21 protein-coding genes and 2 riboswitches are annotated in these 24,212 nt (G+C 53.2%); of the genes, 14 read left to right on the top strand and 7 right to left on the bottom strand.

Features of this window, described 5'->3' with window-relative positions; genetic code table 11:
- Positions 1 to 31 precede the first annotated feature (31 nt).
- From KI367_RS13905 to KI367_RS13940, 8 genes are all read left to right on the top strand, one after another.
- Complete coding sequence (locus tag KI367_RS13905) at positions 32 to 496, top strand: GlcG/HbpS family heme-binding protein (RefSeq protein WP_306433237.1); 465 nt, start codon at positions 32 to 34, stop codon at positions 494 to 496.
- A 195-nt stretch (positions 497 to 691) separates the two neighbouring features.
- Positions 692 to 1,909 (top strand): acyltransferase, encoded by a 1,218-nt coding sequence (locus KI367_RS13910; protein ID WP_212950360.1) that lies wholly within the window; start codon positions 692 to 694, stop codon positions 1,907 to 1,909.
- A gap of 275 nt (positions 1,910 to 2,184) precedes the next feature.
- Positions 2,185 to 3,522: an ABC transporter substrate-binding protein gene (locus KI367_RS13915; RefSeq protein WP_036707983.1), complete on the top strand. Its 1,338-nt coding sequence runs from the start codon at positions 2,185 to 2,187 to the stop codon at positions 3,520 to 3,522.
- Between the two features lie 132 nt (positions 3,523 to 3,654).
- A complete protein-coding gene (locus KI367_RS13920; RefSeq protein ID WP_212950362.1) occupies positions 3,655 to 4,512 on the top strand; it encodes a carbohydrate ABC transporter permease in 858 nt (285 codons plus the stop codon).
- 24 nt (positions 4,513 to 4,536) lie between these two features.
- A complete protein-coding gene (locus KI367_RS13925; protein ID WP_036707986.1) occupies positions 4,537 to 5,385 on the top strand; it encodes a carbohydrate ABC transporter permease in 849 nt (282 codons plus the stop codon).
- A 558-nt stretch (positions 5,386 to 5,943) separates the two neighbouring features.
- Positions 5,944 to 6,129 (top strand): aspartyl-phosphate phosphatase Spo0E family protein, encoded by a 186-nt coding sequence (locus tag KI367_RS13930; RefSeq protein WP_036707989.1) that lies wholly within the window; start codon positions 5,944 to 5,946, stop codon positions 6,127 to 6,129.
- Positions 6,130 to 6,563: 434 nt separating this feature from the next.
- Positions 6,564 to 7,634: a bifunctional 3-deoxy-7-phosphoheptulonate synthase/chorismate mutase gene (locus KI367_RS13935; protein WP_036707991.1), complete on the top strand. Its 1,071-nt coding sequence runs from the start codon at positions 6,564 to 6,566 to the stop codon at positions 7,632 to 7,634.
- A gap of 192 nt (positions 7,635 to 7,826) precedes the next feature.
- Entirely contained in the window at positions 7,827 to 8,621 is a 795-nt protein-coding gene (locus tag KI367_RS13940; protein WP_212950363.1) for a DUF2935 domain-containing protein, read from the top strand.
- Between the two features lie 120 nt (positions 8,622 to 8,741).
- On the opposite strand, the gene KI367_RS13945 is transcribed toward KI367_RS13940, so the two are convergent.
- The 7 genes from KI367_RS13945 to KI367_RS13975 all read right to left on the bottom strand — a co-directional run bounded on the left by KI367_RS13945 (position 8,742) and on the right by KI367_RS13975 (position 15,837).
- Positions 8,742 to 10,457 (bottom strand): adenine deaminase C-terminal domain-containing protein, encoded by a 1,716-nt coding sequence (locus KI367_RS13945; protein ID WP_212950365.1) that lies wholly within the window; start codon positions 10,455 to 10,457, stop codon positions 8,742 to 8,744.
- Positions 10,458 to 10,475: 18 nt separating this feature from the next.
- The gene (locus tag KI367_RS13950; RefSeq protein WP_036707997.1) at positions 10,476 to 11,531 is read right to left on the bottom strand and encodes an ABC transporter ATP-binding protein; all 1,056 of its coding nucleotides are present in this window, start codon (positions 11,529 to 11,531) and stop codon (positions 10,476 to 10,478) included.
- 16 nt (positions 11,532 to 11,547) lie between these two features.
- Positions 11,548 to 12,336 carry an ABC transporter permease gene (locus tag KI367_RS13955; protein ID WP_036707999.1) on the bottom strand — a complete coding sequence of 263 codons (789 nt, stop codon included), beginning with the start codon at positions 12,334 to 12,336 and terminating at the stop codon, positions 11,548 to 11,550.
- Positions 12,337 to 12,342: 6 nt separating this feature from the next.
- The gene (locus tag KI367_RS13960) at positions 12,343 to 13,164 is read right to left on the bottom strand and encodes an ABC transporter permease (RefSeq protein WP_212950367.1); all 822 of its coding nucleotides are present in this window, start codon (positions 13,162 to 13,164) and stop codon (positions 12,343 to 12,345) included.
- 61 nt (positions 13,165 to 13,225) lie between these two features.
- Entirely contained in the window at positions 13,226 to 14,158 is a 933-nt protein-coding gene (locus tag KI367_RS13965; RefSeq protein ID WP_212950369.1) for a nucleoside hydrolase, read from the bottom strand.
- 84 nt (positions 14,159 to 14,242) lie between these two features.
- Positions 14,243 to 15,307, bottom strand: a complete 1,065-nt coding sequence (locus KI367_RS13970; RefSeq protein WP_246536912.1) for an ABC transporter substrate-binding protein — start codon at positions 15,305 to 15,307, stop codon at positions 14,243 to 14,245.
- A gap of 182 nt (positions 15,308 to 15,489) precedes the next feature.
- Positions 15,490 to 15,837, bottom strand: coding sequence for a hypothetical protein (locus KI367_RS13975; RefSeq protein ID WP_036708005.1), 348 nt, complete (start codon positions 15,835 to 15,837; stop codon positions 15,490 to 15,492).
- Between the two features lie 516 nt (positions 15,838 to 16,353).
- Between KI367_RS13975 and KI367_RS13980 the strand changes: the two genes are divergently transcribed.
- From KI367_RS13980 to KI367_RS14000, 6 genes are all read left to right on the top strand, one after another.
- Entirely contained in the window at positions 16,354 to 17,286 is a 933-nt protein-coding gene (locus tag KI367_RS13980) for an ABC transporter permease (RefSeq protein ID WP_052146855.1), read from the top strand.
- Positions 17,287 to 17,297: 11 nt separating this feature from the next.
- On the top strand, positions 17,298 to 18,209 hold the full coding sequence (locus tag KI367_RS13985) for a carbohydrate ABC transporter permease (RefSeq protein ID WP_052146856.1): 912 nt from the start codon (positions 17,298 to 17,300) through the stop codon (positions 18,207 to 18,209).
- A gap of 29 nt (positions 18,210 to 18,238) precedes the next feature.
- Entirely contained in the window at positions 18,239 to 19,894 is a 1,656-nt protein-coding gene (locus KI367_RS13990) for an extracellular solute-binding protein (RefSeq protein ID WP_212950371.1), read from the top strand.
- 127 nt (positions 19,895 to 20,021) lie between these two features.
- Complete coding sequence (locus KI367_RS27155) at positions 20,022 to 20,783, top strand: hypothetical protein (RefSeq protein ID WP_246536913.1); 762 nt, start codon at positions 20,022 to 20,024, stop codon at positions 20,781 to 20,783.
- Positions 20,698 to 22,260 carry a helix-turn-helix transcriptional regulator gene (locus KI367_RS13995; RefSeq protein ID WP_246536914.1) on the top strand — a complete coding sequence of 521 codons (1,563 nt, stop codon included), beginning with the start codon at positions 20,698 to 20,700 and terminating at the stop codon, positions 22,258 to 22,260. Before KI367_RS27155 ends, KI367_RS13995 begins: the two co-directional genes overlap by 86 nt.
- Positions 22,261 to 22,756: 496 nt before the next feature.
- A riboswitch (cyclic di-AMP (ydaO/yuaA leader) is annotated at positions 22,757 to 22,957 on the top strand.
- Between the two features lie 72 nt (positions 22,958 to 23,029).
- Positions 23,030 to 23,190, top strand: a riboswitch (cyclic di-AMP (ydaO/yuaA leader).
- A gap of 173 nt (positions 23,191 to 23,363) precedes the next feature.
- Complete coding sequence (locus tag KI367_RS14000) at positions 23,364 to 24,188, top strand: alpha/beta fold hydrolase (protein WP_212950373.1); 825 nt, start codon at positions 23,364 to 23,366, stop codon at positions 24,186 to 24,188.
- Positions 24,189 to 24,212: the final 24 nt, after the last annotated feature.

Genomic DNA, 24,212 nt, shown 5'->3' on the forward strand with positions numbered 1-24,212 from the left:
GAATGAGTTAAAGACGAGGAGTGAAGCCCTGATGAAGTTATCATTGGAGACGGCGAAACGGCTGCTCTCCGCAGCGGAGCAAAAATCCCGGCAAATGGGCCTGGCAAGCAATATCGCGATTGTGGACGACGGCGGAAATCTGGTCGCTTTCCAGCGCATGGACCATGCCCGCCTGGCCGGAATCGGGATTGCACAGGATAAAGCTTGGACAAGTGTCAGCATGCAAATGCCGACGGCGAACCTGTCGCAAGCGGCGCAGCCCGGCGGGCCTTCCTACGGGATCAACACCACCAACCGCGGCCGCGTCGTCATTCTCGCCGGAGGGATTCCGTTAAAAGTCGGCGAGCAGATCGTCGGCGGCATCGGCGTCAGCGGGGGCACCAGCGTGCAGGATGCCGAGATTGCCAATGCGGCGGTGCAGGCGTTTCAAGCGATGCAGGCAAATCCCGGAGGAAACGTTAACGTCCGCGCCCGCATCGGATCCGTTCGGTTTTAAGCCGGGTTATACCGCCGGAAGCTTTGTGCAGCCTGCCGCAGCCGCCCTTTCATAAGGGCGGTTTTCGTGTTGTCCGAGGGCATAGATGACTTCGAGTTACATCATTTTCCCAACCGTTTTCGGTCCGGGCTTTAAGGTTCGTTTAATATTCAAAAGGTATACTTGCGCGTAACCGCACATGAAGGAGGAGTTTCCATGGGCAAACCGCGCATTGAAGAATGGACGCAGCTGAGGAGCCTTGCTTTTTTGGCTATCGTCATGCAGCATTCGATCGCGGAGTACATTTACAGGGCCGATATTGAACCGGCCGACTCCACGATGCTGACGATGATGTACCATATGACCCGATTCGGAACGCCGACCTTTGTTTTTTTATCGGCCGTGCTGATGTTTTATAACTATGACGGGAAGCTGAATTATTTTGCGTTTATCCGCAAAAGGCTTGAGACCGTCTTCGTCCCATTCCTGTTCTGGACGATCGTTTACTGGCTTTACGTCCGCGCGTTTACGCCGTCGTTCTGGCAAAAAGGAGGACAAGACTGGGGGAGCCTGCTGCGGGAGCTGGTCCAGCCGCAAACCGGCTACCAATTATGGTTTATTCTGATGATCATTCAATTTTATATTTGTTTTCCGCTGCTGGCCGCGCTTTATAGAGGCGCCAAAAACAAAATCAACCTTTTGGACGAAGGAAGACGCACCGGGAGCGTTTTGGCGGTCCTGGCCTTCGCCGGCGCATGTTATATCATCCTCCTGTATCTGTCCTACTACCGGATGGGCTACTGGGCAGGACGAATCGGAAGCCCGTGGGCAGCGTTGGTAACGCACCGAAGCTATTCGTTTCTCATGTACGGATTTTATTTTCTGCTAGGCGCGGCATGCGCCGCAAACATCGGGAACTGGCGGGCATGGTGCACGAAGCTGCTGCCATGGTGCGGAATGGTTTTTCTGGGAATGTACATCCGTCTCGGCTATGACGTGCTGCGGGGCTCCGGCGAAACCGTCAACCTGAACATTTCCACGTATCTGAAGCCTTCGACCTTTATTATCATCATGGCGCAAATGCTGTTTTTGTACGGGCTGCTGCTTCTTCTGCGGGAGCGGAACCAAGCCTTTTTGCGCCTGCTTTCATGGATCGGCACCTATTCGTTCGGGGGTTATCTTGCGCATGCGTTGGTGATTTACGTCATCGCTTATTTTACCCGTCCCCTGAACCTTGCCGGCAGCCATCTGCCGTTTGCGCTGCTCACCTTTGCATTGACGGTTCTGGCTTCGCTCGGCATCAGCTATGCGTTGTCCCGCATGCCGGGGGCCCGCTGGATCGTGGGAGCAGGGCGCCGCAAGCCGCTTCGGGGCAACAAAGTCAACGATTACCGGGGCGATTCGCGCACCGTCTTCGGGGCAGGCAACAGGTAATACGACAGAAAACGGCAAGCTCCGGGCCATCCGGACCAACTTCATATCAAGCGAGGGATGCACCTTTCGGAAAGAGGCGTCGGCATGAACCGTTTCAGGTTCGACCGGCGCATTTCCAGGGGTGCTTTTTTTGTTTCCCGAGTCCCATTGTGAATATTTCCCCGTCGTTTAGAGGAATGTATCCCCTTACAAAATTTGCAACTAATGTATGATAAGAACAGACAGCATAAGTCGAACAGCGCATATGAAAAAACCATATTGAGGGGGATTTGCAAGTGAAAAGGTCTTCATTGATTCTTTTGAGCATGCTGGTCGTGTTTACGATGTTCCTGGCCGCATGCGGCAAAACCGAGGAGAAAAACACGGCGACCGAACAACCGAAAACGGAATCGGAAAAGCCGAAGGAAGAGGCGCCGAAAAAAGACGTATCGCTCCGCGTATTCTCGACATTCGGCGGCACCGACGCCGCGCGCGAAGCCTTCCAGGCCGCGATCGACGAATTCGTGTCGAAAAATCCGAACGTCAAAGTTGAAAACGATACCATGTCGGCCAACGACGACGGCTTCAGAACGAAAGTCAACACGGACATGACGTCCGGCAACGAACCTGACGTGCTGTTCTACTTCGTTGGGGCGGATGCCCAAGGTTTCGTCGATGCGGGCAAAGTCGTGCCGCTGAACGAAATTCTCGATGCCGATCCGGAATGGAAAGCCGGCTTCTCCCCGGCAGCGCTCGAAAACACGAGACAAAAAGACGGCAACATTTATGCGGTTCCATTGACCGGCTTCTATGAAGGTTTGTTCGTCAACAAAAAAATCTTCGCGGACAACAACCTCGAGCTGCCGACGGATTGGGATAAGCTGAAAAAAGCGGTGGAAACGCTGTCCAAAAAAGGCATCATTCCGCTCGCGGCTCCATTCGACCAATCCCACTACGTCATCGAGCATTTCATCCTTTCCGCCGCGGGAGCGAAGGGACATAACAGCGGCCTTCTGGACGGCATCGATCCGAACTGGGAAAAAGGCTACGCGGCCATGAAGGAGCTGTACGACCTCGGCGCATTCCCGAAAGACGCGGCCACGATCGACCTGAGCATGGCGTCCAACTACTACGGCGAAGGCAAAGCCGCGATGATTCTCGAAGGCTCCTGGGCGATGGGCAACTGGAAAGACCCGAACGTCATCGACAACACGACGGTTCTTCCGTTTCCAGTAATGCCGGGCGGCGCAGGAACAGGCAAGGACATCATTGGCGGTTTCGGCAGCGGCTTCTACCTCCCGAAATCGACGTATGACAACGCGGACAAAAAAGACGCGGCGATCGCGCTGCTGAAGCATCTGACTTCTCCTGCCGTCATCGAAAAAATCGCTTTGGCCAACGGCGGCACGCCTGCAGCGGCCGGCGTCGAAATCAAAGGCAAAACGCAAACGGCGACGGATGGATTCGCCATGGCCGCAAGCGCAAGCTCCGTCAACAACCCGATCGACTCGATGGTCGCTCCGGAAACGTTCTCGACGCTGCGCGCAGGCGTTCAAGCGGTCGTGACCGGCAAGAAGTCCCCGGCCGACGTGCTGAAGGAAGCAAAAGAAATCGAGGATGCCAACAAGAAGTAAAAGCCTGACGTGATCCAATGGCTTGACCCAAAGCTTCACCCGGATACGCCGTCCTCCTCGGAGGCGGCGTCCTCTTTTAAATTCGGGAGGATTGGGGCGGCTCGCGAAAATAAAACTCAAGTGGTGATAAAGATGAAGGGCGATCGCAAGTATATCTGGATATTTTTGTTCCCGATGGCTGCATTTTTGACGTTGTTTTTGTATTACCCGTTTTTCAAAAGTTTGTATTTCAGCTTTTACCGGACCAAAGGTTTTTTCGATAAAAAGTTTATCGGATGGGACAACTATGAACGGTTGGTATCGGATAAGCTGCTGGGCGCGGCGACGCTGCACACGCTTGAAATCATGCTGTACGTCCTGATTTTCCAGGTGGGAATCGCTTTGGTGCTGGCGGTCATGGTAGACAACATTACGAAGCTGAAGGGGTTTTTCCGGTCCGTATTCTTTTTCCCCGTCGTCATTTCCGGTACGGCGATTTCGCTGTTGTTCGTGTTGTTTTATAACTACAATTTCGGACTGCTCAACAACGTGCTTGCCGGCCTGGGCCTCGAGAAGGTGCTGTGGCTCAGCGAGACCAATGCGCTCAAGGCGATCGCGGTTCCGACCGTGTGGCATTACGTCGGTTTTTATTTCGTCCTGTTCGTGACGGCAATGTCCAAAATTCCCGAGGATTATTACGACGCCGCCAAAATCGAAGGCATATCGGGCTTCAAAAAAATGGTGAAACTCACCATCCCGCTGATTTTGAGCGACATCAAAGTCGTCATTACGCTGGCGATCACCGGCACCTTGAAAGTGTTCGATTTCGTATGGGTCATCTCCAGGGCGCAAAACGGGACCGAAGTGCTGGGAACCTACATGTACAAAAAGGCGATGGTCGACCAAAACTTCGGCTACGGCTCGACGGTCGCGATTTACATGGTCGTGCTCGGGGTCGTCATCGCATTGCTTGCCAATCGTTTGTTAAAAAGCGAAGAAATCACATATTAAGCTGTTATTAGGGGTGTAATCGTTATGCAGCCAGCTATGCAGAGCAAAAAACGTTTCAGATTGGGAACGGCGCTGATGTACATCGTATTGTCGGCCTGGGCCATGACGACGATCTATCCGCTGTTTTGGATCGTCAACAACTCGTTCAAGGAATCGCGGGACGTCATGAACAAGTCCTTTTCCCTTGCCCTGGATCCCGTGTTCATCAACTATACGACCGCATTCGACCGGATCAATATCGGCAGAAGCTACGTGAACAGCCTGATCATGTCGGGAGGCACGGTGCTGTTCGTGCTGCTGTTCGGCGGATTGGCCGCCTACGTCTTGTCCAGGTTTACGTTCCGGGGCAAACGGTTCATTTTCTCCATTTTGTACGCGACGTTGTTGGTGCCCGCATTCGCGACGGTCGTGCCTGTATATGAGCTTTTGATCAAAACAAGCCTGGTGAATACGTACTGGGGGCTGATTTTGCCGCAAACGGCCGGCAATTTGACTTTTGCGACGCTGGTCATCGCGGGTTATATGTCGACGATCGCCAAGGAACTCGAAGAAGCGGCTTTTATGGACGGCTGCAACCGGTGGCAGATGTTTACGAAGGTGTTTATGCCCGTCTCGAGGCCCGCTTTTGCTTCGGTCAGCATATTCGTGTTTTTATGGTCGTATAACGACCTGTTCTCTGCGCTCATTTTCGTCAACAAAGAGAAGGTTCGCCCGATCGTGGCGCTGCTCAGCGAAATCAGCTCGCAGTACGGAACCGACTTCGGCCTCATGGCGACGGCGGTGACGCTGACGGTCATGCCGATCCTGTTCATCTATCTCTTTATTTCCAAATTCATCGAAAAGGGCTTGACCGAAGGAGCGGTAAAAGGTTAAAAATGGAGTTCCATGCTTGCAAAAGGAATATGCAACTTCAAAGGTTCAATGATTAAACGGCAGAAATGTCGTTTTTTTCTTCATGCGCCGGCGGTTTGTTTAACCCCCCTTGGAGTGGCGGGCCCAGGACGCCCGAGGCCGGTTATCCGGGAGGATTTTGCAAGGATTGACAATGTTTTATCCGCAGTTTGACAGCATTTTTGGCGGAAGTATGAAAAAATAAAATTGTTTTCATAGATTCGAATTTTATTATTGACCAGCGTATAAAATCCAACATAATATTATCTGTATACAGATATTATTCTAAAATTTGTATTTTTCTTCCACGTAAGGAAACGCTGGCAAACGGCAGTTACTGACGAAAAATTACGGCTGATTGCAGGAAACAACAGCGATTGCATACATAGAGCTTGTTGCCGTCCGACGTCACCGGAGGGAAATACCGCCCGAATAAGAGCATGAAAAGCCTAAGAAGAGCATAGTTGAGCCGAGAGAATGGTAGAGCATCGACTCGTACCGATAAAAGCAACCAAAATGACAGGGAGGTAACCGGAATTCATGAATAGCACGGAATCAACGCAAATTTCCATCGAAGAAGCCAGGCAGAGGCTTTACCATATGGTGGATCAATACGGAGAGGTATGGAATCCCAAGGTGATCCGGCAGTCGATGGTGCTTGATGAACTGATCAACTGCTACAACAGGGCGATGAAAGATAAACGAGCGGAAAAACCGATCGCATAACCGGGAGGTTTTCGGCGTCTTTTTCGGGCTGACCTATCTTTCTGCGCTGCAATGAAGCAATTAAGCGTTAAATAAAATGCTTGCCACCCGGGTTCAGGTTGTAATACAATGCATTTAATTTCATTCGACGACACAAGCCATGAAGGAAAGAGTAAGCGGAGAACGTATTAACAGGGACGGCATGCCGGTAGACTGAGAGCATCCGAATAACCGCACCCGCCGAAGTTCATTTCGGAGCCGGCATCTGAACGTCTGCTTTCCGCAGACCGTAGGCATGCCCGTATACCTTGCGTTAAAAGGCCAGAAGTGAGATATGCCGCTATTGTTTTCGGGCATGTCTAATAAGGGTGGTACCGCGACTCCTCGTCCCTTGACGGACAGGGGTCTTTTTGTTTTTCAAAAATCGAATCCAAGGGATAAAGGAGAGACGTACGATGAGTCAAGGACGTTTGGAACAATTGCGCACGAAACTGGATGAGGTGAACCTGCAGCTGCTTGCGCTTCTGTCGGAGCGGGCCAAAATCGCCCAGGAGCTGGGCGTCGAAAAAGAAAAGCAGGGCGTCCCGAAATTCGATCCGGTCCGGGAGAAGGAAATGCTGGAGAAGCTGGTAGCCAGCAACGAAGGGCCGTTTGACCATGAAACGGTACGGCATCTGTTCAAGCAAATTTTTCAAGCGTCATTGTCGCTCCAGCAGGTGGACCATAAGAAACATCTCCTCGTCAGCCGGAAAAAGAAACCGGAAAATACGCTCATCCAACTGGGCGGCGTCACGATCGGCGGCGGCAAACCGGTCATGATCGCCGGGCCGTGTTCGGTCGAAAGCTACGAGCAGGTCCGCACCGTCGCCAAAGCGCTCAAGGAGGCAGGGATGACCGTCATGCGCGGAGGCGCGTTCAAGCCGAGAACGTCCCCTTACGACTTCCAGGGGCTTGGCATCGAAGGGCTGAAAATATTGAAGGAGGTAGCGGACGAGTTCGGCCTGAAGACGATCAGCGAAATCGTGGACCCGGCGCATATCGAGCTGGCTTGCGATTATATCGATGTCATCCAGATCGGCGCAAGAAACATGCAAAACTTCGAGCTGCTGAAAGCCGCCGGCGACGTGCGGACGCCGATCCTTCTAAAGCGCGGACTTGCGGCTACGCTGGATGAATTCGTGCATGCGGCCGAATACATCGTGTCCCGCGGCAACAGCCAGGTCATGCTGATCGAACGCGGCATCCGGACCTATGAGAAGGCGACCCGCAACACGCTCGACATTTCGGCGGTGCCGATCCTGAAGCAGGAAACCCACCTTCCGGTACTGGTCGACGTAACGCATTCGACGGGACGCAAAGACATTTTGGCTCCTTGCGCCAAAGCGGCGTTGGCCGCAGGCGCGGACGGCGTCATGGTCGAGGTGCACCCGGATCCGGCGACGGCTTTGTCCGACGCGGCGCAGCAGCTCAACATTCCTCAGTTCCATGACTTTTATGCGGAGGTGCAAAAATCGGGGCTGCTGTAAAACGGGCGATTCCGCTTTCGAGGCTCCCGAAGGGTTCGCTTCAAGCCCTTTTTCCCCGGCATAATCCGGGTCCCTCCAAGCATATATTTGTAGCTGGTTTAAGCCTTTTGCCGCTTTCCGTCCCAAGCGACGGATCCGTTTTTCGAAGCTTGCAAAAGGCCCGGCTACAATAACGCTGAAGGGGGCTTTCGCATGAACGACGAGGCGCTGTTCGAACACAGGTTTTGGCTGCAAATATTGGGGGACCATGCCAGGTTTATCTTTAACGGGCTGTCATCCAAGGAAACTGCGGACGTCCGGACGGCGGACCGGTTTATCCGGCTGTTCGACCAGCTGCTGGCGCAGTCGCGGAGCTTGGGGCCGGAGCAGGATTTGAAGCAGCTGAACGAGCAGGCGTATCAAGCCGCGGCCGAGTTGCGGTCCTTCAAATTAAGCCTCCTGGACCGCGTGCTTCTCCGCCAAATCGATATCGGCTTGTCCCCGACCTTCATCAACCACATGATCAACGAGCTGGAGGAGTACGAAAGGATTTTGAAGGAGCTGCTTGCGGGAAAGCCGGTGCCGCGTTATCATCCGCTGCATCACGACCTGCTGTGGCTGCCGGATGCGGCCTTTCATTCCGCGTCGATCGCATCCGATCTGGACGGGGTCGAACGAAGGTTGATCCGCAAAAGCAAGGAATTCGAACAGCATTTTAATGAATTTTATTTGAAGGCGCTGGAGCTGGTCGGCTATTTGCGCACGTTAAAACCGACGTATCCTTCGATCAAAAAGTTCCATACCGACGTTGACGTGGAAATGTCCGCATTCATGGCGTTTCTGCTGGAGGTGGAGGAGCTGGATATCAGCGCCGAACTGTTGACCCGCCTGAACAAACTCGTTCCGGATCACATGTACAGGGAAGAATGTTATTATTTGCAGAAGCTTTCCCAGTTCGGGGAAGTGCCAAGGCCCAATTGCGATCCGGCCAAGCCGAGGGTGGAGTAGGGCCTGCGGTCGCGGGCAGAAGGTCAAGCGAAAAGCTAAAGGAAGAGTCCAGAAAAAAACTAAGCCCCGCAAAAGGAGCAGCCGATGGTGCTCCTTTTGCGGGGCTTTTTTGGATGGCCGCTACCGTTTTTCGATGATCAGCGGCACGATTTGGCCTGCGTTGACGTCGATGAGGCCGCGGTCGGTAATTTTCAAATACGGGCTGACGGGCAGCGAGTGGGTCGCGATGGACATGATCGGGTTGTAATGCTTGTATCCAAGCGCCTGCATCGCCTCCCGCAGCTGCTTGACCGATTCGGCCGCCGCTCCGAGCGGCTCTTCCGTAAGGATGCCTCCGACCGGCAGATGCATGTTGGCCATCACTTCGCCGTCCAAGACGACGCAGAACCCGCCCTGCTGCCGGATGACGGTGTTTGCCGCCAGAAGCATGTCCGCCACGTTATGGCCGATAACCAGCAGATTATGGTTATCATGGGAATACGTCGTGGCGACCGCGCCTTTTTGGATCGTATCGCCGTTTATGAATCCGAAAGCTTTGCCGCCGTGTTTGCCGTAACGCTCGAACGTCGCGATCATGCCGCAGCCGGTGCCTTCCCATTTCAAGCGTCCGCCGACCGCGTCGAATTCGATATGGCTTTCCTGGGTAAACGTCGAGCCGTCCCGAACGGTCATCACCCGGCATAGATAGGTGCCGTCTTCCACGTCAACCTGAGCGGCGAAATCCGCTTCGTTCAGCTCGCTAAGCTGCACGCTCCGGTAAAAATGCTCCGGAAACCGGTACCGGGTTGCCTGCAGCGGGGATGGATTAGACGCCGAATAGGCTTCCTTGCCGTTTTTAAACACCGTTTCCAGCTGCATGCTCTCGAGATTGGCGATCAGCTGAAAATCCGCGATTTTCCCCGGCGCGATCGTTCCCCGGTCGTACAGCCGCATCCGGCGGGAAGGGGAGAAGGTAGCGGCGTAAATCGCCTTTTCGGGCGCCATGCCCATGCCGATCGCTTTGCGGACGATATGGTTCAGGTGTCCCCGGGCTTCGAAGGAATCGGCCATCACGTCATCGGTCACGAAGCAGAAGCGTTCGGATACGTCGTGTTGGATGAGATAATCCATAATTTCCGGCGTCATCGACTTCTCCTGGATTTCGATGAACATGCCTGCGCCGATCCTTTCCTTCAGCCCTTCCACCGTCTGGTGCGTATGGTCGGAATCGACGCCGGCGGAGATGACGCGCTGCAGGTCCAGGTCAAGCAGCTTCGGCACATGCCCTTCGATGACCAGCTCCGGATGCCGTTCTTTCATATGCTTCAAAATCCGGTTCGTTTTGCAGTCCGGATCGGTGATGATATCCACGTAGTTCATGATTTCGCCCAAACAGATGACGTCGCCGGTCGCCAGCAAAGCCTCCATGTCCTCGATTTCGATGGAGCCGCCCGAGGTTTCCAGCGAGGTGGCCGGAACCGAGCTTGGGATCGCGTAAAACATGTCCACCGCGCATTCCCGGCTTGCTTTGATCATTTCCAGCACCCCGTCCAGGCCAAAAACGTTGGCCATTTCATGCGGCTCCGGCACGATCGTGGTCACGCCGTTCCGAAGCAGCCCCTCCGAAAAGGAAGCGGGCGTGACCATCGTGCTTTCTATATGAAGATGGATATCGATAAAACCCGGGATCATGTACAGTCCGCCGGCATCGATCACCTGTTTGGCGCGGAACGTTTCTTCCCCGCTCGGGCCGATATACATGAATTTCCCGTCTTTGACGGCGACGTTGGCTTCCGTCCATTGCTTGAAGTAGCTGTTGTATACTTTGGGATTGAGCAGAAGCAGGTCTGGCTGCATGATAAATTCCCCCTATGGTTATTCGACAAGTACAAGCTTCTCCGATGGAAACAACAGGCGGATTTCCTGCCCATTGGCATAGGGCTGCTGCATTTCCTTGTTGACCGTAAATTCGCCAAGCGGAGTGACGACGACATACTGGTAGCTGCGGCCCAGATAAGTGCTGACCTTGACCTTGCCCGTCAGCACGTTGTCGCCGGGCTGAATTTCCGCAAGCGTTCCGGCGATGAGATCGTCGGGGCGGATCGCGCCTTTCATCGTTGCGGGCATGCCGGGCGCTTTGGCGGCGTGAAAATGGTAGTCCCCGCTGCGCAGGCTGTAGAACGAACCTTCGTCTTCGCGTTCCTCGAAAGCGATAAAGTTGTTGAAACCGATAAACCGGGCAACGAATTCGGTTTTCGGATATTGGAAGATGACCGAAGGCTGATCGAGCTGTTCGATAATTCCTTTGTTCATGACGGCCACCCGGTCGGAAATGGAAAAACACTCCTCTTGGTCATGGGATACGTATATGGCCGTAATGCCAAGCTCCTGCTGAATGCGGCGAATTTCGACGCGCATGTTGACCCTGAGGTTGGCGTCCAGGTTGGACAGCGGCTCGTCGAACAGCAGCAGGTCCGGTTCGATCACCAGCGCGCGCGCGATCGCGACCCGCTGCTTTTGCCCGCCGGAAAGGGCCTGCGGGAAGCGGCTCTCGAAGCCGCCCAGGCTGACGATTTCCAGCATTCGCATGACCCGTTTTTTGATTTCGTCTTCTTTGACCTTGCGCAGCCGCAGGCCGAAGGCCACGTTGTCGTAGACGGACATGTGCGGGAACAGCGCGTAGCTTTGAAAGACGAATCCGAAATTGCGTTTGTTGATCGGGACGCGGGTATAATCTTTTCCCCCGAAGGCAAAGCGGCCGTCCGTGGCGTCGAGAAAACCGGCGATCAGCCGGAGCGTCGTCGTTTTTCCGCAGCCGCTCGGGCCCAGCAAAGAGATCAGGTGGCCTTTTTCGACGGAGAGATTGAAGTCCTTCAAAATGTATTGCTGGTCATAAGCGACCGATACGTTTTCAAGTTGCAGTAAAGACATCGTCTTACGCCTCCATTTATTGTTTGGTGAAGTAGGTCAGACCCAGCAGCCTTTCGATCAGGAACATGAATCCGGCGGTAATGAGCATCAGCAGCACCGAAATGGCCGCGATGGTAGGATCGAAATAGTTCTCGACGTACGTGAGCATTTGGATCGGCAGCGTGCTGACGCCGGGTCCTGTCATGAACAGCGAAATGTCCACGTTGTTGAACGATTCCAGAAAAGCGAGCAGCACCGATGCGATGATGCCGGACTTGATATTCGGCAGGACGATTTTGAAAAAGGTGGCCAGACGGCTTGAGCCAAGGCTGTGCGCCGCTTCTTCCACCGCAAAATCGAAGCCGGCGAGGCTTGCCCCGATGACCCGGATAATGAACGGCAGCATAATGACGGTATGACCGATCAGCAGCGACGCATAAATCGGAATGTGAAAGGCGATCACGACGTATTTCAGCAGCGTGAAGCCAAGGACGATGCCGGGAATGAGCAGCGGAGACAGGAAGACCGCGTTCAGCGTCTCCTTGCCCCGGAACGACGCGCGGTTCAGCGCGTAGGCGGCCGGAATCCCGAGCAATATGGCCAGCACGTTCCCCAGCAGGGATACCAGAATCGAGGTTTTGAACGTGCTCATGAACATCTCGACTTCGAAAATATTATGGTACCATTTCAGCGAAAATCCGGTCGGCGGGAACTTCAGCACCGTTCCCGGCTCAAAGGAGGTCACGGCGATAATGACGAGCGGCCCGAGCAAAAACAAGTAGACGATAAAGGTAAACAGGGAAAGCCCCGGATTTTTGTTTTTCATGCGTCTCTACCCCTTCGGTTTGAATTTGGCCGCCGCTTTGTTCATCAGCCCGATGACGACAAACGTGATGATCATCATGATGGTTGCGATGGCCGAAGCGGCCTGCCAATCGTTCAGCGTAATCGCGTTTTGGTACAAAAACGTGGCGACGACGCGTTTTTTGCCGCCGAGCAGGGCAGGCGTGGTATAAGCGGTCAGGCTGCCGACAAACACGAGAATGCTGCCGACGATCAGCCCCGGAATGCTGAGCGGGACGACGATTTTGCGGAACGCGGTCAGCCTGGAAGCGCCCAGGCTTTGAGCCGCCCGCACCAAATCGTGATCGATCGATTCCATGACGCCGACGAGCGTAATGAGAATAAGCGGCAGGAACAGATGGACCAGGCCGATAATCATCGCCGCCGGCGTATAAAGAATGCTGAGCGGTTCATCGATGATGCCAAGGGCCGTCAGCAGATTGTTCACCAGGCCGTTTTTGCCGAGGATGATCATCCAGCTGAAGGAGCGGACGACCGAACTCGTCAATAACGGGAAAATCGCAAGCGCAAGCATGATGCCTTTTTTGCGCGGCGGAAGTTTGGACAAATAATATGCGACCGGAAAACCGATCACAATGCACAGCAAGGTGGTCATGACGCTGACGAGCAGGGTCGTGCCCAATATATCGAGGAAATACGCGTCTTTAAAAAACTGCGCGTAGATGCCTGCGGTAAAGCCGCCGTCCTTGAAGAAGGTCGATCCGACCGTCAGGATGAGCGGAACGATCATGAACAACGTCAAAAACAGCAGGCCGGGTGCCAATAGCACGTACAAGTATCGCTTTTTCATGAATGCAATCTCCCGTTTTTAAATTTATCAAAGACGGAGCAGCCGTTTGCGCTTGATAAAATCAACCGCGCAGGACGCCGATCAAGCGGCGGATGAATTCGTCCGCATCGGCCTCCAGGCAGACGTCGACGTTCGGCTCCCGCTGCAGGCGGTTCTGAAAATCGCATACCGTTTGTCCGTCGCATAGTTCGCTTCTGGTTTCCACGTCGACGTAATGCCGCGCGGATCGGACCAGTTCGGGCCAGATGGCCGCCCCGACGGCCAGCGGGTCATGCATGGCGCAGGCCTGGACGCCGTTTCGTTCGAAATAGCGCTTCATGTAATCCGCCGTGCTGGCGCGGACATAGCTCGCGATTTCCGAGGATCCCATGGCGTCGATATGCTCGCTTGAGAGCAAAGCCGTGCGCGTCACGTCGAGGCCGACCATCAGGAGGCGCGGAAACCCGGCCTGGAAAACGAGCTTGGCCGCCTCCGGGTCGACGTGCATGTTGTACTCCGCCACAGGCGTAATGTTGCCGTACGTTTGGACGGCGCCGCCCATGACGACGACTTCCTTCAGATCATGAACGAGCCCGGGGGATTTGGCCAAGGCCAGCGCGACGTTGGTCAGCGGGCCGGTGGCGATCAGCGTCACTTCCCCCGGAAAACGCCGGGCCTGTTCGATGATGAAATCGGGACCGAACAGGCTCCGGTCGACGCGATCGGCAGGGCGCATATCGGCCAATGCCCCGCCAAGCCCGTCCCGGCCATGGACCCGGTGCTCGAACAGCCGGTCGCGCATAAGCGGACGGGATGCCCCGGGATATACCGCAATGGAGGGCGCGGCGTGGATGAGTTCCAGAATTTTGCAGGTATTGGTCGTTGCCGTTTCGAGCGACACGTTGCCGTTCACCGTCGTAATCCCGAGCACGTCCAGCTCGCCGCTCCGGATCGCAAGCATGATGCCAAGCGCATCGTCGATGCCCGTATCTACGTCCAATATGGCTTTCTTCACGTGGATTCCCCTTTCGTGGCTTGAATAAAAAGGGCAGGGGCAAGCAGCCCCTGCCGTACAAATGTTGCACGGACCCGCAAACGCTTAGCGGGTGACTTCCCGGTTAAAGCGGTCGGTCCATGTTTTCAAATGGCTGTTCACGAACCCCATATCGAGCTTTTGCAGCTTCTCGACGACTTCCGGTCCGTAGGTTACGCCTTCGGCTTCTTCGGCCGTCAGTTTTACGTTTTTATTGGCAGGGGAATCGACCTTGGCTTTCGCCGCTTTTTCCTGTACCTCCTGGCTCAGCTGCCAGTCGATGAATTCCTCGGCCAATGCCTTGTTTTTGCTGCCTTTGACGACGTTAAGCGTATTGATGATGGCATACGCGCCTTCTTTCGGCGTGACGAATTCGATGCCGGGAACGGCTTTTTGCAGGTCGCCCACGTACATTTGCATGATCGGCCCGGCAGCGGCTTCGCCTTGGGTAAACATGTTCACGAATTCGGAGGTTTTGCTGTAGTATTTCACGACGCTTGGATTCAGCGCGGTCAACCGTTCGAAAGCTTTGTCTTCGTTAAACTCGGCGCTTCCCGCAACTTTGGAGGCGGCGTCGACCATCATCGGGCCGCTGGTGGACGTAATGCTTGGCATCGTCAGCTTGCCTTTCAGCTCGGGTTTCCACAAATCGCTCCAAGACTCGATTTTCATGCCGGCCGCTTTCGGATCGTAGGCGATGCCGAGTTGGCCGACCGTATAGGCAGGACCGTATTCCTCTCCGTTGGGCGCTTTGGCGATGTCATAAATTTGGTCCAGGTTTTTGAGGCGGCTGCGGTCGATTTTTTCGAAGGCGCCCGCTTCGATGCCCTGCTGCGCGTAATAATCCGACAAGTAGATGACGTCGACGTCGGAGCTTCCTTGAAGGATTTTGCTGAGCCGGTCGGCATTGTTCCCCGTTTCCAGAACGATGTCGACGTTGTGCGCCTTTTCGAACGGTTCATAAACTTCCTTATTATAGAAGTCTTCCGCAAAGCCCCAAGTCGAGACGACGAGTTTTTGCTTCTTGGCGCCGGACGAATCTCCTCCGTCCCCGTTTGTGCTGCCGCATCCGGCCAGGACAAGCGCGGAAAGGCTGCAGGCAAGTAGTCCTTTGATCCATGTTGTTTTCACGATGATTCACTCCCGTATGATTTTTGGTTAAATTTGTATATTTCAGAAAAAAGAAAAGCGCCCTAGGTAGAATGAATCTCTAACTAGAGCGCTTTTTCAATGTAAACAAAGAAATAGCGGCATCCGTTTGCTTTCCTGGCACGGGCAGTCCTTAAGATAAATCAAAAGGAAAGCGCCGCGGGTTATGAATCTGTTTTTAAAATAATGTTCGTGACCGCCCACTGCGTTGCGGGATCGTAGTCCCGAAGCAGAGCTTCGATCCGGAGATCCAGCTCATCCTCCAGTCGGGATTTCAGCTTTTTCTTGTAGATCATCGACATATAAAAGTCGACTTCGTATTTCAAAGCCGGAACCTCGCCTTCCAGAACGGTGGAGCGGGGAGAACGACGGTGCCGGGCATAAATCGCGATCGCCTCGGGATGGATGCTTGTTCTCAGCAAGGAAGTTCCAAAGCCGAACAGTTCCTTCGAGACATCATTGTATACCTGGCTCAGCTTCTGCTTGAATTCGTTGGAATCGGAATGAACCATTGGTCACCTTCAAACTATGAAATATTTTTGGTGATAAGGAGTTCACGAGATTTATAATACAAAAAAAACGAGGAATTATCAAGTTATTGTTCGGATTTTATATGAATTACTCACTTTTTTTATTGGGTATTTCCTGAAAAACGACTCATTTACGAACTTTTCTCGGGACGAGAGGTGTTTTTGCCGATAGCGGAACTATCAAAAGAGTAGCGGAAGACTCGGGAGGAGGGGGCGGGCTTAACCAACGGCGGCGCGGGCCAAACGCAGGAAAGCTGGGAGAAAAACATTCTGGCGGGCATCTCGATTTGCGGAAAACATGAACCGGCTAAAATCTCCAAGAAACCTTATAACGACGGGGATTTCCTGCTTTTTGCAAAACCGGAATGTTCCGTCTCCGAAAATATTGCGAAGCCGATCAAAAAATGTTGCTTGCCTTCGTTTGAAACGGCCCATTATGATGAATCCAGCGGAAGCGGGCCCGCAAGACCGCGAGACCGATGAAGAAAGGGGAAGACCATGAAAGCCGTTCGACAACCGGGCGGGCGCATGTCGTTCCGATGGCGCGACAATATGCAGCTCTACCTGATAATGCTTCCCGTTCTTGTCCATATTTTTATATTCAGCTACATTCCGATGTACGGCGTCATCATTGCTTTTCAAAATTATTACCCGGGAAAACCTTTTTTCTCGCTTCATGATACCGACTGGGTGGGCTTCCGGCATTTCATCGATTTTTTTAACGGCCCGTATTTCGGAAGATTGATGCGCAACACGTTTTTGCTCAGCTTTTATTTTCTCGTGTTCGGCTTTTGGGTGCCGATCCTGTTCGCGCTGCTGCTGAACGAGTTGAAAAGCGGCATATTCAAAAAATACGTGCAGACGGCCAGTTACTTGCCCCATTTCATTTCGAACGTCGTCGTGGCGGGCATGGTTTTGTCCTTTATCAATACGGACGGCATCGTCAACGCGATCGTCAAGCTGTTTGGCGGCACGCCGGTGGCGCTGAATACCGAACCCGGCTATTTTCCGGCCATCTATACGATCACAAGCATTTGGAAATCGTTCGGATGGAGCAGCATTTTGTATTTGGCGGCCATGTCCTCCGTCGATCCTCATTTATATGAAGCGGCCAAAATGGACGGCGCAAACCGTTTCAAGCAAATGCTCCATATTACGCTGCCTTCCATCCGGCCGACGATTTTTATTTTGCTTATTTTCGCGATCGGCAACCTGCTTTCGGCAAACAGCGAGTTCATCCTGCTTATCTACAACCCGATGGTATACGAGACGGCGGATGTCATCGGCACGTATTTGTACCGCGACGGCTTGCTGGGCGGAAATTTCAGCTCGGGGACGGCGGTCGGATTGTTTATTTCGCTCCTAAACTTCACGCTGCTGTACATCGCCAATTCGCTCAGCCGCAAATATTCCGATTACGCCTTATGGTAAGGGGGAGTACGATGGCCGCCTCGGTCAGAAGAAATCCGAACAAGATCAAGCAGGGTTCTGTAGCGGTCGACATTGTTTTGTATGCGCTTGCGCTTTTCATTTGCCTCATTACGCTGTATCCATTTTATCTCGTCGTGATCATGTCCATCAGTTCGCCGACGGAAGTGGCGGCCATGAACGTGTTTTGGTACCCGAAAGGATTTTTTCTCGATTCCTATAAACTGATCGTCAGCGACACGAAAATGTGGTGGGCATACTCCAATACGCTCATCTACGTGGCCGCAGGGACGTTGTTGAACTGCCTTACGGCTGTTTTAGGCGCATACCCGCTAACGGTACGCACGCTTAAAGGGCGAAAATGGCTCGTCGCCTTCCTGCTGATCCCGATGTATTTCGGCGGCGGGTTGATTCCTTCCTATCTGCTGGTCAACAAGCTTGGATTGTACAACACGATGTTTGCGGTGATCATCCCCGGCATGGTCAGCATTTGGAACATCATTCTCGTCAGAACCTTTTTTACGACCATTCCGGACGGACTCAAGGAATCGGCTTTTATCGACGGCGCTTCCCATTTGCAGCTGCTGTTCCGGGTCATCCTGCCCATTTCCAAACCGATTCTGGCGGTCATTGCGATTTATTCGGTCGTCGGCATCTGGAACAGCTGGTTCGACGCGCTCGTGTATTTGCCGAACGAAAAGCTGCACCCGCTGCAAATGTATTTGTACCGCGTCGTCGTGCAGCAATCGGTCGATTTAAAAATGCTGTCGCTGGAGGATACGAAAAATGCCGTGGCCAACATGCTTTCCAATATCCAACTGAAATACGCGATCATCGTGTTCACCACGCTGCCGGTCATTTTTACGTACCCGTTTTTCCAAAAGTATTTCATTAAAGGAGCGCTTCTCGGCTCGTTAAAAGAATAGGCTGCGACCATTCAAAGGGGGAAAACGCAATGAAAAAGTGGAAAAAACCGTTCGTATCCGCTATGATGGCGATGGTTTTAATCGCATCTGTAACCGCTTGCAACAGCGGCGGCAGCAACGGCGGCGGGGCCGACAGCAAAAAAGAGGAAGCCGACGGCAATCCCGAAACCGGGCAGAAAACCGGCAAGCTCCGGCTGCTCGGGCCGGCCGGCTCGAACAAATATATCAAATTCGAGGACAGGGAGAAGTATCCGGTATGGAAAGAAGTCGACAAGATGCTCACCGATGCCGGCCTGCAATTGGATTACGAGCTGGTTCCGGCGGAGCAATACAAAGTGACCATTCAAACCCGGATGGCTTCCGGTTCTTCCCTTCCCGACATCGTGAATATCTCGGCTCTGGATAACACGACGGTGCTGAATTTGGCAAAGCAGGGCGTGCTGCTTGATCTGAATCCGCTGATCGAGAAGTACAGCAACGGCAACATCAAAAAAATGTACAACGAGGAAATGCCTTTCGCCAAAAAATCGACGACGTCGCCTGACGGCAACATGTACTGGTTTAGCAATCTGCACAAAAAAACATACCAGGGAAATATACCGGCCCCGGTATCCTTGACCATGCTGCTCCGCAAAGATTGGCTGGATAAGCTGAATCTCCCGGTTCCAAAAACAGCCGAGGAATATTCGCAAACCTTAAAAGCATTCCGGGAAAAGGATGCCAACGGAAACGGCAAGCAGGACGAGGTTCTGGTTTACGATCCAAGCGCGTTTAACGGCGCCATCGCTCAATGGTTCGGGCTGGGCACGGATATTACGGCAGTGGATGTCGAAAACAAAAAAGTGGTATCGCCATGGTATCAAGACGGCATCAAAGATTACTTCCGCTACCTGCAGCAGTTAGTAAAAGAAGGCGTTCTCGATACGAGCCTGATCGGGGCGACAGGGGAGCAAAAGCAGCAAAAAATGACGGAAAACCAGGTCGCTTCCTTAACCGACTACAACCTGGAAACGTACCAGGAACCGACGATCAATGGCGGCGGCGAATTCCTGCCGCTCATGCCGCTCCAAGCGGTTGACAACATCACTCCGGCAGCCCAATTGGAACCGCCGTTCCTTGTATGGCAGAAATATGCGATCACGAAAGACTGCAAGGATGTGGAAGCCGCGATCAAGTTTTTCGATACGATCTATTCGGAGAAATACGCAGATCTTCTGTATTGGGGAATTGAAGGTCAAACGTACAAAAAGGACGCCAACGGGGCAAAAGTATATATCAACAATGTATCGGAAGAGGAGCTGGCCAAAATGGGGCAGGCCACGGGCCGTCAGCTGTTCGGGGATACCGTCTTCCCTCGCGTCCAATTCGCCAACCTCGAGTTTGAGCTGATCGACAAACCTCAGCACAAAATCGATAACGAGTTAAACATCCTGAACTACAAGCCGTATTTCGTCAACATGAACGACATGTATTTGGCCATCCCGGACGATCAGCAGCTCGAAAAGAAAACGAAAATTTTGACCAACTTGACGACGTACTCGCAGGAGCTTGCGACCAAGCTGGCTCTCGGTCAAAAATCGCTCGACAATTGGGATCAATATATCTCCGAACTGAAAAAGCTCGGGCTGGACGATTTGATTGAAATCAACCAGCAGCTGCTTGACCGGTACAACAGCATCCAATAACGTTAACGGCAACGTCCAACATCCAATGGGGAAAATGGCGGTTATTCGCAAAACGCGCGAAAAAATCGCCGTTTTCCTGCTTTTGCTTTTTATCGTTTGCGTCATACCAACCGGAGGAGGGGTTGTTTTGCGCTATAAAGGTTTCGGAAGCGGAACGTTCCGCAACATCTTTTTGTCGTATACCGCGATCCTGATCATTCCCATCATCGTATTCAGCTCGCTTAACGTGCAGCGGAACATGATGGAGGAAAAACAACAGCAGCGCCAAAAACAGGCGGCCGATGCCAGCCGGATCGCGGATCTCGTCGACAATAAACTGAACGAGCTGAAAAACATGGGCAAAATGCTGGGCAACGAAGCCTGGGTCAAAAAGCTGATGCAAAATACGAACGTGTACGATCAGGAATTCGACTTGTTCAAGATGCTGGAGATCCGCAAAAGTCTCGATAACGATATCAATTCGCTTGGCATCCTCTCCTTCGGCATGGTCGTGTTCCCCGAAAAAGGCCAGGTTTTGACGCCATGGGGCATTTATCCGGAAGACCGCTTTTTTCAGGGGGTCGCGGTATTCGACGGGCAAACGGAGCGGAAGCTTCAGGCCGCGTTGGCCGAACAGCAGTATTTCAAGATCATGCCGCCTGCGGACATGAAATTATGGGGCAACGGCAAACGGGTCATTCCGGTGCTGCAAAGCCTGGAGGTCGTCAACCATCCGCGCGCGGTTTTGGTCCTTTTTATTGACAGCGCTTACTTTTTTCGGTTATATGCATCGTTTTGCCGGGATCGAATCCAAGGAGATCGTCATGTCGTCGCAGGGCGCCTTGATTTACCGCCAAACGCGCAGCGCGCCTGGAGTCCTTCAGGCCGATTCGGGCGGTTATGCGTTTGAGCTGCCGTCCAAGGCCGGCGATTTGCGGTACACGATTTCCTATACCGACAGCAGCGTGATCGGCATCAACAATCTTGTCGGCTCGCTGCTTGCGATCGCGATTTCCGTCGTCCTCGGCGCCTGCATGGCCTTTTTGCTGGCCAAGGTCAGCTACCGCCCGCTCGGCGTCCTGCTGAACAAACTGTCTGCGGCGGTCCGGGTGGAAGACGGGAAGGGCGGCGCCCCCATCTATGGCTCGGAATACAGCTATATCGAAAAATCGTTCGACCGGCTGCTGCTCGAAAACAAAAACCTCCAGCAGTCGATGCAGGATTACGAAAGCGCCGCGAGATCGAACCTGTTTCTGCGCCTGCTGAAAGGGTATTTTACGGATGATCAGCAGATGAACGGGCTGAAAAAATTCGGCATCGGTTATACCGACGACATGTTTTATTGCACGATGCTGATCAGTTTCCATGCACTCCGCGATTTGTCCGACATGGAACGGATCCGGAAAATCGAAATGATGACGATCATGATCGTGGAACAGGCGATGAGCCGTCACCGGCTCGCGTACGAGCTGTTTGAGGTGACCAATGCGGACAAAGCGCTCATTCTTTCTTCCGTCGAGCCGTTCGGCAGCGAAGGGGCGCTGGAGAGCATCGCGGCCGAAATCGCGGGCGAGATCGGGCTGGCCTGCGGCTTTCAGCCGGACGTTTTATGCGGCACGGCGGAAAAAGGGCTGGTCGGCATCAGCAAATCGTATTATGCGGCCAACGAAAGCCTGCAGTACGCCCTCTTCGCGCGGGAGCATCTCCCGGTGCAGCAGGAGGAGATTCAGCCCGGCGTCGATTATTATTATCCGACCGATTGGGAGGTTCAGCTGATCAATAACCTGAAAATCGGCAACCTGGATACGACGATGCAAATCTTGCACGAAATCAGCGAGGAAAACAAAAAGCGGCGGCTGCCCGAACCGAGCGAAACCAAGCTGGTATCCTTGTTGATGGAAACGATGCTGAGGGTGCTGCATGAGCTGAACCTGGACACGTGCCTATACGCCAAGCAATTCGCGAGCCGGGCGGGAGCGGGGGACATCGGCGGGATGTGGAGCTACGTTTTTGAGGTCGGCACGTTAATTTGCGAACGGAAACGCTATGCCAACACCTCGCCTTCGCTTGCCGTCGGCAGCGAACTGCTTCAATTCGTGAACCAGAACTACACCAGCGCCGACATTTCGCTGAAGCAGCTGGCGGAAAGATGCGGCATGTCGGTATCCCATGTCTCCAAAATTTTCAAGGAAGTGTCGGGCATCAACTTCTACGACTATTTATGCAGGCTCCGGATGGAAACGGCCAAGGAGCTGCTGCGGGAGAAAACTTTCGGGATGGACGATATCGCCCGCCGGGTAGGGTACGAAAACGTCTATTCCTTCAAGCGTGCTTTCGTGCGGTACGAAGGCATCAAGCCGGATGAATACGTGGAATCGGCGATGTGAAGGGGAACGATGAGATCCGATAGGTCAGCCGCCATTTCGGTTTGGCCTAGAGGCCGGATTGTCTATAGCGAAGATCAAGTTCCAGATAAATAAGTACCACTCCAATTCGGAGAATATTATATACGGCGTGCAGCCATCACGGATCGAAACAATGTCTTTCGACATCATTTATTGTAGCAATCGTTCACCGCTTTTGAATAGCGTTCTCATTGGACAGACCGAGTTCTGATGCGGTTGCCGAAGAGGTATTGGATTATTCCAACGGGTTCGGAATCCCATTTCGGGAGGGAAGGCTTGGAAGGCTTCGTCAAAGAAGCTGAAAGGAATATAAACCGCGCAAACGGAAGCTTTCCGTTGCAATTGAATGATTACGCAGGATTAGCGTTCGGAAACCGGCGAAACCTATAAAAAAGGCCATGAATTCTAGTGTAACCAACCTTTACAGTTCGCCGGCTCAGGCGTATATTCAACTCATTATGAAAAATCTTTGGTTCATGAATGAATTACGCTGAATTTTCAATCATGAAAAGCGGGGGAACCACATCGGCATCGGCAGGCATTCCATTGTGAAGGGATGAAGCCGGCTGCTTGGGGTGAATCGGATGAAGAGGCTGCCTTTGATCAGCTTTCCGTCCGTAGGGCAGCTCTCACGGCCCGAATCCGACAGCTAACCTCGTAAGCGTCGCTAGGAGAGAGGAGTGAAACTGTGAGTTGTCAACGAGCACAGGGTATCCGCTCTGTGTTTTTCTGTGCGAAAAAATAACATGAATGTCTATGATCGCTGAATTTCCGTTCCGGCGGAAAACGGGGGAACCGGCCGTGACAACCAACCGTTCGTCACACGGGGTGAATCTCGAAATCGCATTCGAGTAGGGCTACTCTTGGTCCGAATCCGACAGCTAACCTCGTAAGCGTGAGAAGAGAGGCTGCTTTGATACATGCGCCGCAAGGTTTATTTTGCCTTGCCCTGAAGAAGCATGGAAAGGGAGTTCCTCTTTCCGTGCTTCTTTTTTTGACGTGAGCATTTTGCCGACGTTAACGAAGGTTCGACCCACATATAAAAAACACATCGACAGACCATGCATAGCGGGAGGAGAAGGAAGTTGCCTAACATACAAGTGAACGGAACGTCGCTATATTACGAGACGCATGGGAGCGGGGTGCCGATCGTCTTTATTCACGGACATCTTTCATCTCATCATAGTTTTGAGCCCCAAGTGGAATATTTCAGCAAAAGGGCGAAGGTCATCGTCCTCGATTTGAGAGGTTACGGCAATTCGGGTAAATTGAATGTGGAAGTCGAGGAAATCGTCGACACCCAGTGCAGGGACCTGAAAGAGCTGCTGGATAAGCTCGGCTTGCCGAAGGTGACGCTGGTCGGCTGCTCGAGCGGCAGCCTGCTGGTGCAAAAATTCGCGGAAACCTATTCGGACCGCGTCAACGCGCTTGTGCTGGTGGATAGTTATTTTTACGGGCCGTGCGGCCCTTTCGGCACGAAAAACGGTTTTTGGAAGCTGCTGGAGGCCTGCAGCTGGATTTCCTATTATCTTCCCGCCGAGTTTTTTCTCCGGTCGCTGCGCGTAACGTATCACAGGTGGATTCCGGCTTACAGCATTTTAAGGAACGAGCTGTTTCATAAACGGCCGACCGAGTCGATCAAACAACGGATGGCGCTGCTTAAGGCGGATATCGATCCGGTGTTGTCCCGGCTGCGGATGCCGGTGTTATGCGTGGCCGGCAGGCAGAGCGAATGGTTCGTCAACCAGATGAACAAGGCGGTGGAACGGTTCGCCTGCGCCCAGAAAGCGGTGATCGAGGACGCGATTTATCCGAGCCATTTGTGCCAGCCGCGGGAATTTAACCGCATTCTGCTCAATTTTTTGATCGACCAAAAGCTTTTCCGGATGGAGCAGCAGCATTCGGGCTGAAAACGGCCTCCGCCGGCAACAATG

Origin of the sequence: Paenibacillus cookii (assembly GCF_018333375.1) — a bacterium.
GTDB lineage: Bacteria > Bacillota > Bacilli > Paenibacillales > Paenibacillaceae > Paenibacillus_AQ > Paenibacillus_AQ cookii.

Bases quoted from the DNA above. Each gene is read 5' to 3' on its own strand.
- KI367_RS13940 (WP_212950363.1), top strand. From the start codon at position 7,827: ATGAACGACGAGGCGCTGTTCGAACACAGGTTTTGGCTGCAAATATTG.
- KI367_RS13955 (WP_036707999.1), bottom strand. From the start codon at position 12,336: ATGAAAAACAAAAATCCGGGGCTTTCCCTGTTTACCTTTATCGTCTAC.
- KI367_RS13950 (WP_036707997.1), bottom strand. From the start codon at position 11,531: ATGTCTTTACTGCAACTTGAAAACGTATCGGTCGCTTATGACCAGCAA.
- KI367_RS13905 (WP_306433237.1), top strand. From the start codon at position 32: ATGAAGTTATCATTGGAGACGGCGAAACGGCTGCTCTCCGCAGCGGAG.
- KI367_RS13910 (WP_212950360.1), top strand. From the start codon at position 692: ATGGGCAAACCGCGCATTGAAGAATGGACGCAGCTGAGGAGCCTTGCT.
- KI367_RS13960 (WP_212950367.1), bottom strand. From the start codon at position 13,164: ATGAAAAAGCGATACTTGTACGTGCTATTGGCACCCGGCCTGCTGTTT.
- KI367_RS13980 (WP_052146855.1), top strand. From the start codon at position 16,354: ATGAAAGCCGTTCGACAACCGGGCGGGCGCATGTCGTTCCGATGGCGC.
- KI367_RS13985 (WP_052146856.1), top strand. From the start codon at position 17,298: ATGGCCGCCTCGGTCAGAAGAAATCCGAACAAGATCAAGCAGGGTTCT.
- KI367_RS13930 (WP_036707989.1), top strand. From the start codon at position 5,944: ATGAATAGCACGGAATCAACGCAAATTTCCATCGAAGAAGCCAGGCAG.
- KI367_RS13920 (WP_212950362.1), top strand. From the start codon at position 3,655: ATGAAGGGCGATCGCAAGTATATCTGGATATTTTTGTTCCCGATGGCT.
- KI367_RS13975 (WP_036708005.1), bottom strand. From the start codon at position 15,837: ATGGTTCATTCCGATTCCAACGAATTCAAGCAGAAGCTGAGCCAGGTA.
- KI367_RS13925 (WP_036707986.1), top strand. From the start codon at position 4,537: ATGCAGCCAGCTATGCAGAGCAAAAAACGTTTCAGATTGGGAACGGCG.
- KI367_RS13935 (WP_036707991.1), top strand. From the start codon at position 6,564: ATGAGTCAAGGACGTTTGGAACAATTGCGCACGAAACTGGATGAGGTG.
- KI367_RS13995 (WP_246536914.1), top strand. From the start codon at position 20,698: ATGTCGTCGCAGGGCGCCTTGATTTACCGCCAAACGCGCAGCGCGCCT.
- KI367_RS13945 (WP_212950365.1), bottom strand. From the start codon at position 10,457: ATGCAGCCAGACCTGCTTCTGCTCAATCCCAAAGTATACAACAGCTAC.
- KI367_RS13990 (WP_212950371.1), top strand. From the start codon at position 18,239: ATGAAAAAGTGGAAAAAACCGTTCGTATCCGCTATGATGGCGATGGTT.